This window comes from Gluconobacter vitians (assembly GCF_015244565.1).
GTDB lineage: Bacteria > Pseudomonadota > Alphaproteobacteria > Acetobacterales > Acetobacteraceae > Gluconobacter > Gluconobacter vitians.
Window position 1 is genome coordinate 26,475 of sequence record NZ_JABCQG010000007.1, and the last position, 15,856, is coordinate 42,330.

General features: G+C 61.3%; 9 protein-coding genes. 4 read left to right on the forward strand and 5 right to left on the reverse strand.

What is annotated here, in order from left to right; genetic code table 11:
• The first annotated feature begins 7 nt into the window (after positions 1-7).
• The 3 genes from HKD24_RS06960 to HKD24_RS06970 all read left to right on the forward strand — a co-directional run bounded on the left by HKD24_RS06960 (position 8) and on the right by HKD24_RS06970 (position 3,581).
• Positions 8-484: a (2Fe-2S)-binding protein gene (locus tag HKD24_RS06960; protein ID WP_062497722.1), complete on the forward strand. Its 477-nt coding sequence runs from the start codon at positions 8-10 to the stop codon at positions 482-484.
• Complete coding sequence (locus HKD24_RS06965; RefSeq protein WP_194259638.1) at positions 477-2,792, forward strand: xanthine dehydrogenase family protein molybdopterin-binding subunit; 2,316 nt, start codon at positions 477-479, stop codon at positions 2,790-2,792. The genes HKD24_RS06960 and HKD24_RS06965 overlap by 8 nt, the downstream gene beginning before the upstream one ends.
• A gap of 195 nt (positions 2,793-2,987) precedes the next feature.
• Positions 2,988-3,581: a DUF4339 domain-containing protein gene (locus HKD24_RS06970; RefSeq protein WP_062508047.1), complete on the forward strand. Its 594-nt coding sequence runs from the start codon at positions 2,988-2,990 to the stop codon at positions 3,579-3,581.
• A gap of 4 nt (positions 3,582-3,585) precedes the next feature.
• Here the strand turns inward: HKD24_RS06970 and HKD24_RS06975 are convergent, their stop codons facing one another.
• Both HKD24_RS06975 and HKD24_RS06980 read right to left on the reverse strand, forming a co-directional pair.
• On the reverse strand, positions 3,586-4,626 hold the full coding sequence (locus tag HKD24_RS06975) for a glycosyltransferase (RefSeq protein WP_194259639.1): 1,041 nt from the start codon (positions 4,624-4,626) through the stop codon (positions 3,586-3,588).
• A 39-nt stretch (positions 4,627-4,665) separates the two neighbouring features.
• Positions 4,666-5,205, reverse strand: coding sequence for a hypothetical protein (locus HKD24_RS06980; protein ID WP_194259640.1), 540 nt, complete (start codon positions 5,203-5,205; stop codon positions 4,666-4,668).
• Between the two features lie 179 nt (positions 5,206-5,384).
• Between HKD24_RS06980 and HKD24_RS06985 the strand changes: the two genes are divergently transcribed.
• A complete protein-coding gene (locus HKD24_RS06985; protein WP_194259641.1) occupies positions 5,385-8,084 on the forward strand; it encodes a M16 family metallopeptidase in 2,700 nt (899 codons plus the stop codon).
• A gap of 148 nt (positions 8,085-8,232) precedes the next feature.
• On the opposite strand, the gene HKD24_RS06990 is transcribed toward HKD24_RS06985, so the two are convergent.
• The 3 genes from HKD24_RS06990 to HKD24_RS07000 are packed head-to-tail and all read right to left on the reverse strand — an operon-like array spanning position 8,233 to position 15,683.
• Positions 8,233-9,270, reverse strand: coding sequence for a CgeB family protein (locus HKD24_RS06990; RefSeq protein ID WP_228124238.1), 1,038 nt, complete (start codon positions 9,268-9,270; stop codon positions 8,233-8,235).
• Positions 9,271-9,320: 50 nt separating this feature from the next.
• Positions 9,321-12,311, reverse strand: coding sequence for a glycosyltransferase (locus HKD24_RS06995; protein ID WP_194259642.1), 2,991 nt, complete (start codon positions 12,309-12,311; stop codon positions 9,321-9,323).
• A gap of 24 nt (positions 12,312-12,335) precedes the next feature.
• Positions 12,336-15,683: a glycosyltransferase family protein gene (locus HKD24_RS07000; protein ID WP_194259643.1), complete on the reverse strand. Its 3,348-nt coding sequence runs from the start codon at positions 15,681-15,683 to the stop codon at positions 12,336-12,338.
• Positions 15,684-15,856: the final 173 nt, after the last annotated feature.

A 15,856-nucleotide genomic window follows, 5' to 3' on the forward strand; every position in this document is an offset into this window, starting at 1 on the left:
ACAGGACATGACCACGAAATTTGAACTCAACGGACAGCCCGTTACGGTCGACGCCCCGGCAGACACCCCCCTGCTCTGGGTCATCCGTGACGACCTGAACCTGACCGGCACCAAGTTCGGCTGCGGCATCGGTGAATGCGGCGCCTGCACTGTCCATGTGGGCGGCCGCGCCACGCGCTCCTGCATCACGCCGCTTTCCGCCGTCGAAGGCGCCTCGATCACCACGATCGAAGGCCTCGACCCGGAAGGCAACCACGTCGTGCAGGTCGCCTGGCGTGACCAGCAGGTGCCCCAGTGCGGCTACTGCCAGTCCGGTCAGATCATGCAGGCCGCAAGCCTCCTGAAGGACTATCCGAACCCGACGGACGACCAGATTGACGGCGTGATGGGTGGCAGCCTCTGCCGCTGCATGACCTATATCCGCATCCGCAAGGCCATCAAGGAAGCTGCCTCAAGGCAGCAGGAAGGCGCCAACAATGGCTAAAATCGAACAGATTGCGAAAAAGAGCGACGCCACGCGCCTCTCCCGCCGCAACTTCCTGATGACGGCGGCCGGCGCCGGGCTGATGTTCGGTTTCGCCCGCAAGGCCGGCGCTGCCACGACCCTGCCGTCTGCCATGCCACCGGAAGCCGCGTTCGAGCCCAACATCTGGTGCGCCATCGCCCCGGACGGGTCAATCAACGTCAACATCGTCCGCGCCGAAATGGGCCAGCATGTCGGCACCGCCCTCGCCCGCATCATCGCGGACGAAATGGACGCCGACTGGGACAAGATCAAGATCACGCAGGTGGACACCGCCCCGAAATGGGCCGGTAAATACGTCACCGGCGGTTCCTGGTCCGTCTGGGATACCTGGGACACGTTCCGTCAGGCCGGTGCAGCCGCCCGCAGCGTGATGCTGACCGAAGGCGCAAAGCTCCTCGGCACCACGCCGGAACGCTGCACGGTCAGTGAAAGCGTCGTCTCCGCTGGTGGCAAAAGCGTCTCCTTCGGCGACATCGTCGCCCGCGCCAAGCCGACCCAGACCTTCACCCCCGAAGAGATGGCCAAGCTGCCGCTCAAGCCGACGAGCAACCGCCGCCTCATCAGCAAACAGGTCCCGGCCCTCGACATTCCGGACAAGACGACCGGCAAGGCCATCTACGGCATCGACGTCAAGCTCGACGGCATGGTCTATGGCCGCCCGAAAATGCCGCCGACCCGCTACGCCGCCAAGGTCATCTCCGTAGACGACAGTGCTGCGAAGAAGATCCCGGGCTATGTGCGCTATGTGGTTCTGGACGATCCCTCCGGCATCGTTCCGGGCTGGGTCGTGGCTCTGGCCAAGACTTACCCCGCTGCCATCCGCGCTGCCGATGCCCTGAAGGTGCAGTGGACGCCCGGCCCGACGATCAACGTCTCCGAGGCGGACATCATCGAGCACGGCCGCAAGCTGGCCGCCGATCCGAAGAACGGCACCCGCGTCTTCAACGACAAGGGTGTGGACGAAGCCCTGACCATCCATCCCGGTCAGGTTTTCGAACGCAGCTATACCTGCGCCTCGGTCGCGCATTACCAGCTTGAGCCGGTCAACGCCGTGGCCCGTCACATCGACGGCATGTGGGAAGTCCATACCGGCAACCAGTGGCAGTCCCTCATTCTGCCGCAGCTCGCCAAGGCGCTTCAGGTCCCCGAAGAGCAGGTCGTCATGCGCACCTATATGCTCGGCGGCGGCTTCGGACGTCGGCTGAACGGCGATTACTGCATCCCGGCGGCCCTGACCTCTAAGGCCATCGGTGGCGCACCGGTCAAGCTGATCCTGACCCGCTCCGACGACATGGAACTGGACTCCATCCGCTCGCCGTCCATCCAGACGATCAAGGTCGCGCTCGATAACGACCGCAAGAAGATCGTGGGCATGGACTATGTTGCGGTCGCCGGCTGGCCAACGCAGGTCATGGCGCCGGCTTTCCTCGCCACGGGCGAAGACGGCAAGAAGTACGATCCCTTCGCCATCGCAGGCGCGGATCACTGGTATGAAACCGGCCCGACCCGCGTCCGCGCCATCAGCAACGATCTGGCCAACGCCACCTTCCGTCCCGGCTGGCTGCGCTCGGTCAGTGCCGGCTGGACGCCCTGGGCTCTGGAATGCTTCCTCGACGAGCTGGCTCATTCCACCAAGCAGGACCCGCTGGCGTTCCGCCTGTCCATGTTCACGGCACAGGGCCGTAACGCCGGTCAGGCTCCGAACTCCGTGGGTGGTGCCAAGCGTCAGGCCGCCGTTCTCCAGCGTCTGGCTGACAAGATCGGTTACGCCAACAAGCAGCTCCCGGCCGATACCGGTATCGGCATCGCCACCAGCTTCGGTCAGGAACGTGGCATGCCGACCTGGACGGCCGGTGCGGCGCAGATCCATGTCAACCGCAAGACGGGCGTCGTGACCTGCCAGAAGCTCTGGCTCGTCCTCGATGCCGGTACCATCGTCGATCCGGGCGGCGCGCTCGCCCAGACCGAAGGTGCGGCACTGTGGGGCTTCAGCATGGCGCTGTTCGAGGGCACCGAGATCGTCAACGGCACGATCAAGGACCGCAACCTCAACACCTACACGCCGCTGCGCATCCCCGATGTGCCGGACATCGACATCGAGTTCATCCAGAACACCGAAAAGCCCACGGGCCTTGGTGAGCCGGGTGTCACGGTCGTCGCCCCCGCCATCGGCAACGCGATCTTCAATGCCGTTGGCATCCGCCTGCGTCACATGCCGATGCGTCCGGCCGATGTGCGCCGCGAGTTGCAGCAGCATAGAAGCTGATCCAGCCCGCATATCATGAGAAAGGCCGCAGCCCCGTATGGAGCTGCGGCCTTTTTTCTTGCCTATTCTAAGTCCTGAACACGCAACACTGACAGGATGGGTCTTGCCAAAAACCCCAAAAGTCGTGAGAGACTGACCCGTTCAGCAGGCAGCAGAAGCCGGAACGACGATGCGCCGCCGGAAAAAGGACGAACTGTGAGCTGGTTTTACGAAGAACATGGCGCCCGCAAGGGGCCGGTCTCCGCAGATGGCATGAAAGCCCTCGTCACGGAAGGCATCATCGGACACGCCACGCTGTGCTGGACCGAGAGCTTCGGCGGCGAATGGCACCCGGCCGGAAGCTGTGTGTTCTGGCCACCCCAGCCCGAAGGTGTCCCCCCGGCACTGCCTGCCAGCCTGATCTCGAACCGCTGGCTCTGGCTCAGCCTGGTCGGCCCGTTCTTCGGCAGCACGGCCGTCGACATTCTCCTGAGCTTCGGCCTTATTCCCGACATCGCCAGCAACATCGCCTCTATGGTCGTGAGCGTCGCCATTTTCTACGGCGCCCTCATCATGGACCGTCGCAGCCTGCTGGCTGCGGGCTTCCGCCCCGGTACGATCCTGTGGATCCTCCTGCCGCCGCTCTATTTCTGGCGCCGCATCCAGATCGTAGGCCACGGCATGCTGCTCTTTTTCCTGTCGATTCTGGTGTTCCTCTGGGAGTTCGTCCCAAGCGTCACGAATGGCTGGCACATCATGCCGAGCGAAGGTCTCTCAAGCTACGTCTCCCGTCGTTACTACGAGCTATAAGCGCTCAGCAGTACCGGCGATAGAACGCCTCGACCCGACGCGCCGCCGTCCCGATCCGGTAAGGCGACATGTCCCACTGGCGCGGCCCGGCCCCTTCCAGCCGCCGCAGCCCCGCCACCAGTGACGCCAGACATCCCGGCGCCACCAGACATTCCGGCGCCTCCGCCAGAATATCCGTCACACCGCCCGCCGCCGTGGCACAGACCGGCAACCCAGCCTCCATGGCTTCGAGCAGCACCAGCCCGAACGGCTCATGGCGGGACGGCACCACAAACGCATCCAGCGCCGCCAGCAGATCGGGCATGTCCGTCCGATACCCGGTGAAGAGGATCTCCGGACAGCCCTGCGCCGCACGCTCCAGCGCCACACGTTCCGGACCGTCCCCGATCAGTACAAGCCGCGTCCCCGGCCGCAGCCCCGCCTGCTTCCAGGCCTGAATCAACAGCCCGAAGTTCTTTTCCTCAACCATCCGCCCCGCCGCGCCGATCACGACGCCACCGGCCGGAATGTTCCACTCCCGCCGCATCCGCTCCCGCAATGCGGCACGATGTTCGGCTGTCGAACACGGCGGTACGGTCCAGTTCGGAATGAGGGTACAGCTCTCGCGCTGCCGGTCCGGCAATGCCTCACGCTGCCAGGACGCAATACAGACGAGCCCGTCATGCGTGCCATAGCTGCGACCACGATAGGATGTGTGCAGCGTCGCCACCACAGGCACTGACCCGGCCAGCCCTGCCCGCCGCAGCCAACTCGCCCGCGCCGAGGCCCGACCCAGATGCGTATGGGCAATATCATGCCGTCCACTGCGCAGTTCGGACGCGAGAGCCGACAGATACCCGCCTGCCCCGGCCCGGACCACCTTCACATCCGGACACAGAAATCCGCTGATATCCCCGCCCGTCAGCGGATCAGCCGTCCTGCGGTTGAGCAGCAGTGTGACGTCATGATCCCGCGCCTGAATGGCCGACAGCTCCGCGAGATGACGCTCCGTCCCCGCAAATTCCCGAGTAGAGAGGCAGTGCAGAATTCTCAGTCGGGAAGTCACGCGCTTATTCCTTCACAGGCGTGTCGAGAGAACGGACTGTCAGGTGTTGTTGAGCCGGCCTCCGGCGCCCCAGACGCCCTCGATGACCGGGCCTCCGCGGGTGGACATGCGCCGATAGGGCGGACGCGGCTGACATGCCACGAGATAAAGCCCGACCGTGAAAAGGACCTGCGAAATCGTGGTCAGCTGCGTCACGAGCCAGACGATGCCCGGCGCGCCCATGCCCCGGAAGAACTGGTAGAGCAGAAACGCCAGCGATAGCAGCCGCATGGCCCGCAGCAGCGGCCGCAGCGGATTGAGCATTCCCGGCCGCACCAGCGGCGCCGAACGCTTCATGCCAAGGAAGAACGCCAGACTGATGCACCAGATCAGCGTACTGTCGATCATGTTGCCCAGCGTCGCCCCGAACAGCAGCATCGGCAGCACGAGCGACAGCCCGTCCAGCATCAGCGCCCCGAGCTGACAGCTCAGACCAAGATGAAGCGCCGTCAGACGTTCAGGAAGCCGGTCCGCCAGCGGCTGGAACAACTGGTCGATCAGCCAGTCATCAACCCGGGCAATGCGTTCAGATAAAGTCATCGCCCGCAGTTTAGCCAGCGCCCCGCCCCTCTGCACATAATTTTTTCTTCATCCAACGGTCAGATACACCCGCCCCAACCCGCGCTAGACATGCTGGACAGGGGCCGGAACAACCGGTTTACTCCTTTGTGAAATTTATGTTTCCCCTGCACGTTTCCCCGCTGGAAAGTCCTGAACACATGTCCGCACTCTCCCGTCTGTCCCGCCTGTCACTGCTGGCCGCCTCCATGCTGGCGCCGCCGGTGCTGGCGGGCGCCCATGCCGCACCCGCCGTCGCACCCGCGACAAGTGCGGCTCCGGCAACGGTGACGCGGGCCACGCTCTCCAACGGCCTGCGGGTCATCGTGGTGCGCGACACCCTCGCCCCGGTCGTGCAGACCATGCTGAACTACGAGACCGGCTCCGTAAACGCCCCCAAGGGCTTCCCCGGCACGGCCCACGCGCTTGAGCACATGATGTTCAACGGCTCACAGACCCTCTCGCGCGACCAGCTTTCCACCATCAGCGCGCAACTTGGCAATAACGACAACGCCGACACCACATCCGACGTCACGCAGTATTACTTCAAGGCCCCCGCCAGCGACCTCGACGTCCTGCTGCGGATCGAGGCCGGACGTATGCGCGGCCTGAACATCACCGAAGCCGAATGGGCGCATGAGAAAGGCGCGATCGAACAGGAAGTCTCCCGCGACCTCTCCAGCCCGATCTACCGCTACCTCTCGCAGATCCGCGCCGCCCTTTATGCCGGCACACCCTACGAGCAGGACGCTCTCGGCACCCGCCCGTCCTTCGATGCGACAACCGCGCCGCTACTGAGGAAGTTCTATGAGTCCTGGTACGCGCCCAACAACGCCGTGCTGGTCATCACCGGCGACGTGGACCCGCAGGACACACTGAAGAAAGTGCAGGCCGCTTTTGGCAGTCTCCCGGCCTCTACCCTGCCCGAACGCGGCACCGTCTCCCCCACCCCGGCCAAGGCCCAGAGCATCGCGCTCGACACCGACCTGCCGATCGGCCTCGTGACCATGGCCTGGCGCATGCCCGGCCAGCGTGACCCCGATTATGCCGCGACCACCCTGCTCGCCGACGCCATCAGCAGCCAGCGCGCCGCCCTGTTCGACCTCGTCCCTTCCGGCAAAGCGCTGGATACCGGCTTCATGTATGACCCCGAGGCACAGGCCGGTCTGGGCGTCGTCTATGCCGGCTTCCCCAAGGGTGCGAACCCGGACGCCCTGCGGACCAGCGTCGCCTCCATCATGGAGAATTTCCGCACCCACGGCATCCCGGCCGAGCTGATCGAAGCCGCCCGCCGCAAGGAAATCGCCTCGCTCGAGTTCAACGCCAACAGCATTTCCGGCCTCGCCGAAAGCTGGTCGCAGGCCGTCGCCATCCAGCACCTGAACGACCCGCAGGACATGCTCGCCGCCTTCCGCAACGTGACCAAGGATCAGGTTGACGCGCTGGCGAAGAAACTGCTCGACCCTGCCCATGCCATCACCGCCACCCTGACGCCGAGCCCTTCGGGCAAGCCGGTCGGCCAGAAAGGCTTTGGCGGCGCGGAATCCTTCAATACGCCGCCTTCCGGCAAGGTCGCGCTGCCGGACTGGGCACAACAGGCCCTCGCCCGCCTGACCATCCCGGCCGCAGCCCCGCTTCCGGCCGCCTATACGCTGCCGAACGGTCTGCATCTTCTGGTCCAGCCCGAACATGTCAGCCACACCGTCGAACTGATCGGCCGCATCCGCCAGAACGCGGACCTCGAACAGCCTGCCGGTCAGGAAGGCGTGGCGGACGTGACCGAGCAGATGTTCCTCTACGGCAGCAAAACGCATGACCGTCTGGCCCTCGCCCGCGCCCTCGACGACATCTCGGCGGACGAAGACGCCGGCCCGTCCTTCTCGCTCAGCACCCTGACGCCGAACTTCGAGAAGGGCCTCGCCCTGCTGGCCGATCACGAGCTGAATCCGGCCTTCCCGAAAAAAGCCTTCCGCATCACCCAGATGCAGGCCGCACAGGCGCAGGCTGGTGAACTCCAGTCGCCGGGCTACCGCTTCGGCCGCGCCGCCCGCAAGGCGCTGGTCCCGCCGCAGGATCCCACCCTGCGTGAAGCCACCCCCGCCACGATCGGCAAGCTGACGCTTGCGGACGTGCAGGCCTATTACGCCCACGCCTACCGCCCGGACCTGACCACCATCGTCATCGTCGGCGACATCACCCCCGAAGCCGCAAAGGCCGAAGTGGAGAAGGCATTCGGCGGCTGGAAAGCCACAGGCCCCAAACCCGCTGTTGACCTCCCCACCGTCCCGCTGAGCCGGACCTCGCAGGCCGTCGTGGCCGATCCGGGCCGCTCGCAGGATGAGGTCAAGCTCGTCGAGACCATCGGTATGAAAGTGACCGACCCCGACCGCCACGCCCTCGCCGTCGGCAACACCATCCTCGGGGACGGCTTCTCCTCGCGCCTGATGCAGGACCTGCGCGTGAAGACGGGTTATGTCTATGGCGCCGGAAGCGGCTTCTCCTATTCCCGCACCCGCAGCGGCTTTGGCATCACCTTCGGCGCCGATCCGGACAAGGTCGGCAAGGCCCGTGCCCTCGCGGTCAAGGACGTCGAGGACATGCGCAACGCTCCCGTCTCGCAGGAGAGCCTCGATCTCGCCAAGGCGTCGCTGCTGCGCAGCCAGCCCATGTCCCGCGCCAGCTTCAGCGCGCTGGCCGGAAGCTACCTGTCCCTGATCGCGCTGGACCTGCCGCTGGACAGCCCGGCCAAGGCCGCCCAGGCGATCTACGACATGAAGCCCGAACAGGTGCAGGCCGCCTTCCGCAAATGGGTCCGACCCACCGATCTCGCCCAGATCGTCATGGGCCCTCAGCCGAACTGACCTGCCCCCAACAACATGAAAAAGGCCGCGGAACATTCCGCGGCCTTTTTTCATGCCCGCCGCCTGAACTTCGGACAAAAAAAAGCCGGAGACACGCTCCGGCTTTTCTCAGGTTCAGGCGGAAAAGAGCATCAGGTCAGACCGACCCTCAGCCGATCAGCCCCTCATCCTTGAGCACGCGTAGCGCATACTGGATGCGATGCTTGTACAGATGCTCAGCCTGCGTCCGTGCCTGAGCCTTGCGCGCCATTGCCACACGCAGATCATTGTTGTCGAGATAGGTCGCTATCAGCCGCTCGAAATCCACCCGGTTGGAGAACACCGGAATCTCGTCCGCAGAATAATAGCGGCGGATCTCATGCGTATCCTCGTGGAACACCTGGAACGCCCCTGCCAGAGCCGCCTCGAACGTCCGCGGTCCCGGTGTGGACGGCGCGATGATGAAGCGCTTGTTCTCAAAGCTCAGCGAGCGGCCAAGGTTCAGCACCAGCTTGGAGCGGCGATAAAGCTCCACGAGCTGGGACTTCTCGATCCGCGCATCGGAGAACCCGATCCCCAGTTCGCCCCAGCCCGGCCCGACAATCTTGATGTTCAGGTCCCGCAGCGCAGGCAGCAGGTTGCGGACGATGTCCTTGCGGTTCGTGAACGCCACGCCGCAGAACAGGACATCAATCGTCTTCTGGGAATTCGCTTCGATCTCGCCGTAATGCAGCTTCGGGCTCGCTGCCAGCGGCAGATGGAACACCCGCTCGCGCTGGTAGAAATTATGCCCCCAGCGGTCGCAGGAGAAGATCACGTCGAAATCATCGGCGATGCGATAATTCGCATCCTGCTCATAGGGATCTTCCGTCGCCCAGAACACCGTCACCGCGCCGATCTTCTTCGCCTCGCGGCAGACTTCGCCGAAATACGTGCTTTCCGGAAGATAGGAGCCGATGGCGAACACAATCGTCGGCTTCAGGATCCGGATCGAACTGGCCGCAGCCGAGATATGAACCGCAGTGACATTATCCTCGCCAAAACAGTCCGCCCAGCCATCCATGATGGACTCACGGATCTGGGCGTTGGCCTGGCTTTCATACCGGCCCCCGCTGCAGACAAGAACACGCCCGGTCAGGCCCGTATCCGTCCCGGCGCCCGCATTTGCTTCCGTGGATTCCACGATCGCTTCATTCACTGCGTCCATAGCCTTCCTGCTCTCCCCAAACCTTCCTGAACCGGATCTCTCCGGTCATGTCATGCAATGCAGCTCTGAACAATGTCTGACAGCGCCTGCCGGAACCGGACCGGAGAACAGTCCCGCTCGACAGCCGCCAGCGCGCCCTGCCTCAGCTTTTCCCACAGTTCCCCATCCTGATACAGCCGGACCACCGCCGCCGCAAACGCTTCCGCATCATTCGCCGGCGCGGAAAGCAGTTCAACCCCGTCCGTCCAGCCCACCTCGTCCCGAAGCAGCGTCGTTACCACCTGCGGCAGCCCATAGGACGCCGCCTCGTGAACCTTGAACGGAATGCCTCCTGCAAACCGCGTCGGCGCCACAAAGACCCGGTGCCGGTCAAACAGTTCCTGAGGATCGCCAACCGGCCCCACGATCTCCACCCGGTCATTCGTCGAAAACACCGTCATATCCACGCCCGGCCCCACAAACCCGGCAATAGTGAAATGGACATCCGGAGGCAGAACCCCATCCAGCAACGGCACCACCTTCTCCACGAACCAGACGAGACTGTCGTGATTGGGGGCACCCTCATCGTGGATGGCTCCGAAGAAGAGAATGTTGTGACGGTTTTCGAAGGCGGCCGGCGTGGGCTGGGCATGAAGTTCATGTCCCAGGACGGAGACATTTTCATGGCCCGCACGGCGTACGAGGCCGGCGTCATGAGAGGTCACCGTGATGATCTGCTGGCAGAATCTGGCACAGTCCAGTTCCTGCTGCAGCATCTCGTCAAAGCTGATGTCGGGTTCAGGAAGACCCAGAATCCGGATACGCTCCATCGTACGTGGCGTGGCGATCACTTCCGTATCCAGGACGGGTCCCGACGCCGGAAGATAGCGGCTCGATTCATTCAGTAACGGCAGAAGACGTGCCATGTTATGTGTGCGGCCGATCCAGACCAGATCGTAATATCCGACGCGCTCCTGGATGAAGTCGGCAAAACTGGACAGATCCTGGTTGACGATCAGTTCCACCGTTTCAGGAAAATCCCCGAACAGGTCAATGGCCGTCTGGTCCCTAAGCATGACCGGAAACACCGTGACCTGATATCCCAGAGCCGTCATCTCACGAATAATGTCATTGGAGCGGACATAACCTGATCCAAGACGGCGAAGGGGCAGACGGTCCTCAATGAAGAGAACCCGCTTGCGCTGGCTGACCCGGTGTTCCCGTCCCAGGATGGCATTGCGGATATGGGCCGGCTGCTGATGGCGCAGGAAATCCTGCTGCAGCCGGGCAAAAGTTTTCAGATTGCCGCGGATCAGGGCATGGGACCCGGCCGCTCCTGAACTTCCGAACTCCAGATGCTCGATGACGACGCCTGGATCATAGACGATGCGCATCCCTGCCTTGAGGATACGGACGCAAAGATCCGCATCCTCGAAATAGGCCGGCATGTAACGGGGATCATACCCTCCAAGGCGACGGAGCAGCGCCGTGCGAACCATGAGGAAGGCTGCCGAACAGTAATCGACATCCCTGACGAAATTGGCATTCGTCAGGTTCGGATCGTCTTCGCGAAGGTAGCCATAGGTCGCACCATCCCGCCAGATAATGGAACCAGCTTCCTGAAGACGCATGTTGGTCCGGATCAGCTTGCCACCAACGGCCCCGATATTGGCCTCGGCACGCAGCCGTTTCAGGGCATGAACAATGGCATCGGGATACAGGCGGATATCATTGTTCAGATACAGGACAAACGGTGCTTCGGCCTTCTCCAGCGCGAGATTGCAGCCCTGAAGATAGCCGATATTGTGCCGGTATCGGAGGATCGTAGCGCCATGGACCATCTGTCCGATATGGCGGGTCTGATCGTGCGAGCCGGAATCCACGAGCACAAGCTGGATGGCGCCGGCATAGTTGGCGCGGAGCGAAGCCAGAGCCTGCGCCGTCAGGGCGACCCGGTCATAGACAACCATCAGAACACTGATTTCTGGAATACCGTGAACGGTAAAATCCAGAGGATGGCGGACCAGTGACGGCAGAATGGCCTCGGCCTCACGCTCGAACAGGAGCCTCGACTGTTCTTCGGGAAGCTCGGACACCGCCGCAAGGGCTGCTATCCGCCCCTCGCCCAGCCCCGTGCGGCCGGCAACCAGATGCGCAAATGCGCTGTCATAAAGCCGGTTGCGGACGTCATTGCGGACCTGTGCCTGCGCCATATGGGCAGCAAGGTCCACATCTTCCTTCGGAGCGCGGCCTTCATGCGTACCGTAACGGACGAAATGGTCATAGCCGTTGCGAAAATATCCATGCTCCAGCGAAGGCACCATGTCCGGATGGGCCTGCCGATAGAACTCTTCGGAAAAAAACTCCTGCGGATCGAAAAGGCGCGGTGTCTCGTTGGTGAGGTAATGGTGCAGGGCGCTTGAATAATGTCCCGCAGCAATTTCCTGACGGACTTCGGGATAACGCGTCAGATACCAGACTGGATCGAAATACCAGGAGACCCGGCCTGCATCGGCGACATGGGCCGGAAGACCAAGCCATGACCCAAAGAGGCCAATCCGGCTGTCAAAATGATCCGGGAATGTCAGCGCAAGTTCACGGCAGAGTTCATCATCAAAGAAATGATGTCCGCGGTAATAATGGCTTTCTCCGATTTCCAGGTAATGATCATAGCCATTCCGAAAGCCATTTTCGCTCAGGAAACGTTGTGAAAGCTCCGGATAGCGCCGACGATAGCCGGGCTCATCAAACAGCCAGTGTGGAGAATGGGTCTTGTAACCGGTCTTCGTATAATGTTCGAAGCCTGAGGCCCATTCTTCCCGGATCAACCCCTGACGCACATCCTTATGTGCGTCACGATACCACATTTCATCAAAATAGCGGTTCGGGGAATGTCCGTAACGCTGCCCGGTCTGCAGGTAGAATACATGTGGGTCTTCCTGCCCCTCTTCCTGCATCCAGTCCCGCACCTCGGGATACCGCAACAGGTACCATTGTTCATCAAATCGGAACCAGCGGGGAGTCCGGGTTTCTGATGTGGGAGCTGAAATACTTTCAGACATTGGGGCAAGCCTCCTGCTCGCAGGTCAGGAATTGATTTTTTCCGCGAGCAGGCGTTCGGCGCGTTCAACATTGGACGGCTGGACATCGACCTGCTCGACGGAGAGAATCGCCCCGTTATCGAATGTCACAGCAATATCGGTCATCCTCGAGCCGAAGACATCTCCGACAACATTCACCAGAATGAAGCGATAGACCCCATCAAGCGGGCAGGCATAGCCTTCACGCGGCATGAATACACCGCTGAATCCAACGCCGAGAGGGGCATCACGATGCACAGTTCCGACATCGGCCCGGCTTACCCGCTCCATGGCGAAGAAAACGATCTCGTCCCGGCTTTCCGAGACCAGGCCGCCATAGACCTGACCGGCGCGGGACAGATTACGGAAGAACATCCAGCCGCGGACAGTCAGAGGGCCTTCCGGCTCCAGAACAGGGGGCGGGTTCCCAAGCAGCCCGCTGAAATCATCAATGTAATAATCCAGCGCACCTGAAGTGCAGGGATGCATCTGATGCTTGCCAACATCGGACAGCTTCACGCCACGCATCAGGCCATCGCTTTGGGACACACGACGGAAATCGGACAACACCAGATCGTTGGACGGGAAAGAACGGACAATGTCCCGAATCTGTCCCCCTTCAACCTCGATCTGAACAGGGGTCAACTGGAAGGCACCCTGTCCGTTGATCACGTTGATCAGACCAATCCGGAAACGTCCTTCACACCATTTGCCACGCAGGGCGACCTTGCCTGAAAAGCCGGAACGACGGGGCGCATTTGTGAAGAGTTCCGCGATATCAGTCCGGATTTCACGCTGACATTCGAGGAAAATCATGGCGCTGTCAGGATCTTCACCGATCAGGACCGTGAACATCTGGCCAGCGGAACTGATACCGGGAAGGATCATCCAGCCGCGAATATGAAATTCAGGCGCGCCTTCGAAAGGTTTCTCTTCGATATCGGAAAAGACATGATGGCAGACGTCATCAATGTAACATTCGCCCCCCTGCACCGAAAACCAGTCCAGAACCGGAACCGGCATTTCGACGGACAGATCACGTGCAGTCGGCGGATCGAAGATATGACGCGGCGGAGCCTGATGGCGCCAGGTTGCGTGGGGCAGCAGATGGACCTGCCCTGCATCCAGACGAAGTTCCGACACACCCATGTCACGACGGGGCGCCATGTCGTGATAAAGTGCCAGCAACTCGTCCGCATAATCACGCGCATGGGTCCAGAGCGCAGGCGTAATGTTCTGCATGATCTGGCGACGCAGCGGCTCGGATGAGCGCAGCAGTTCCAGACGTTCGAGCACCATGCTTGGGCGACTGATGGGAACCTTGAAACCGTTGACGCCATCTTCGACCCGGTCTCCCAGAGCCCCCACATCGGTTACGATGGGGACCAGACCATTCTGCCAGGCTTCAGAGAGGGATATGCAGTAAGTCTCAGGCCAGATTGACAGATTCAGCGCAACATCCGCGACCTTCAGCGCCTCGATATCGCCCATCTCATACCGGCCATAGATCTTGACATGCGGCCGCGGGACCGAGGTCAGGACGGCTTCATATTCCGGATGCACGTAACCGAAGATGTGGAAAACGAAATGGTCCGGATGGGCGATATCGATCAGGTTGAGGATCGTATCGGCACCCTTGGTGCGCAGGAAGTTTCCGACGATCGCAACGCCAAGAGGACGGTCTCCCAGCGGCTCGTAGGGCTTCATCAGAACGGGAACGGTATTGTCGGGGCTTGGGATGCCCATGACAAGACTGCGCTTGGTATCAAGAACCGGATAGATCTCGTGCGTCAGGTTCCGTGAATGATCTGTTCCGAACAGGATGGCGTCAACGGAATGGAGCATCTTGGCCACGAAGGCACGGCGGGTCTGTTCACCGCCATGTTCAACATTTTCCGATGCCTTGAGCGTGATGTCGGACGCAAGGACGGAACGGACCTCGTCCTCGACATAGCGGAGTTCATGATTGAGGAGATTGTAACGGGCGGAAAGCAGCCAGAAATCATGCGCTGAGAAAATCACACCGGCGCCATTGGCCTTTGCGATGATTGGCAGCGAGAGTGCGTGGTGGCCCAGATGCTGAAAATGGACAATGTCGATATTGTACTGGCTGACGACACTGGAAAACGCCATTTCCTCCGGCGAATCACACATCGCGTCCTGCCAGCCCACTTCCGGCACATCGAAACGTTCAAGTTCGTGACCATTTGCCGTGGTCAGGCGGCAGAACCCTCCACGACGCAGCCAGTAAAAATATTCGACATCGCGCGACAGGAGTGTGCAGAGACCCTGCTGATAGACTTCAACGCCTCCCCATGCCTGCTCATGAATCGTGGAATGCGTGCACATCAGCACACGCAGACGGCGACGACGCTGCAGGGGAGCCGGGCGCTGGGTCCGACGTCCGAAATCAGCTCCGGTGATTCCACGCATCTTCTCAAGGCGGTGCTCATAAAGATGCTGCGATATTACTGATTTCTGCGCGGCCAGAGCTGCATTGTGCCGTGTGTCGTGTTGCTGGAGTAGCCTGGCAATAGCATCCACGACCTGATTCGCATTCCGCGCCAGGGCAATTCCATCTACGGTCTCGAAATACTCGGCACTCATGCTTTCGGGTGCTTCGACGACCTGGGCGGCACCTGCCAGCGCAAGTTCGAAGAAACGCGGTCCCGGAGCCGTAGCCTGGCTGACGTCACCATGGCTAGCATAATCACGGAACATGGTCAGGGTGACGGCGCTGACATTCGCGAAATCGATGAAGGCTTCGTGGCTGATTGGACGCTGGATGGCCAACGCTGCCAGATCTGCCGGCAGGGGCGGCAGGAATTCGTTGGTCGGACAGACAAGCTTGAGGCGGGCATCAGGGAATGCCGCGATCACCTTGCGCAGGGTATGGACCCGGTTGGGCCACATCGTCCCGGCAAAGAAGATGTCATATTCCAGTTCGGAAGCGGGAAGAACCGGTCTTTCATGAATCGACGGGCTGGCGGCCAGTGGAAGATAGTGTCCCTTGCCGTGATAATACTCTGCACAGGACGGATCATTCGTGAAGACGTAGTCGAAAAGCCCGGCATTTTCGACATTGAAGTCCCGCATGAAAGGATCTTCGAAGGTCCAGAGGATCATGGTGCTGAATGCGGGTCGGACACGGCGGATCAGCGGCAGATTGATACGCTGGGCATCAAGACAGATCAGAACATCATGTTCGCCCGAAGCAGCGATACCTGCCAGACTCATGTTGTCTGCAACGACAACCTGTTCCTTACCGAAAAGTGACTGTGCCGCCCTCTGTACGGCGAGGGTCAGATAGGAATTGGGATTGTGGGTATAGTTCGTATTATAAATAACCGCCATCAAACTTCTGGGCGCGGACGCCCACTCCCACTCCTAACTGAACCGCCGTTTTTCAGAACACCAAGTCTGTCTACAGCATTGGTATCCCGTATAATTTGTAGCTGATGACATGGAAGATCAAAAGCCCATCGTGAAAGATTAACGCCAAACTAAAAAAGGGCCGCCGAAGCGAC

What these genes read in the sequence shown, in the direction of transcription:
- HKD24_RS06960 (WP_062497722.1), top strand. Translation starts at nt 8, where the DNA reads ATGACCACGAAATTTGAACTCAACGGACAGCCCGTTACGGTCGACGCC.
- HKD24_RS06965 (WP_194259638.1), top strand. Translation starts at nt 477, where the DNA reads ATGGCTAAAATCGAACAGATTGCGAAAAAGAGCGACGCCACGCGCCTC.
- HKD24_RS06980 (WP_194259640.1), bottom strand. Translation starts at nt 5,205, where the DNA reads ATGACTTTATCTGAACGCATTGCCCGGGTTGATGACTGGCTGATCGAC.
- HKD24_RS06985 (WP_194259641.1), top strand. Translation starts at nt 5,385, where the DNA reads ATGTCCGCACTCTCCCGTCTGTCCCGCCTGTCACTGCTGGCCGCCTCC.
- HKD24_RS06990 (WP_228124238.1), bottom strand. Translation starts at nt 9,270, where the DNA reads ATGGACGCAGTGAATGAAGCGATCGTGGAATCCACGGAAGCAAATGCG.
- HKD24_RS06995 (WP_194259642.1), bottom strand. Translation starts at nt 12,311, where the DNA reads ATGTCTGAAAGTATTTCAGCTCCCACATCAGAAACCCGGACTCCCCGC.
- HKD24_RS07000 (WP_194259643.1), bottom strand. Translation starts at nt 15,683, where the DNA reads ATGGCGGTTATTTATAATACGAACTATACCCACAATCCCAATTCCTAT.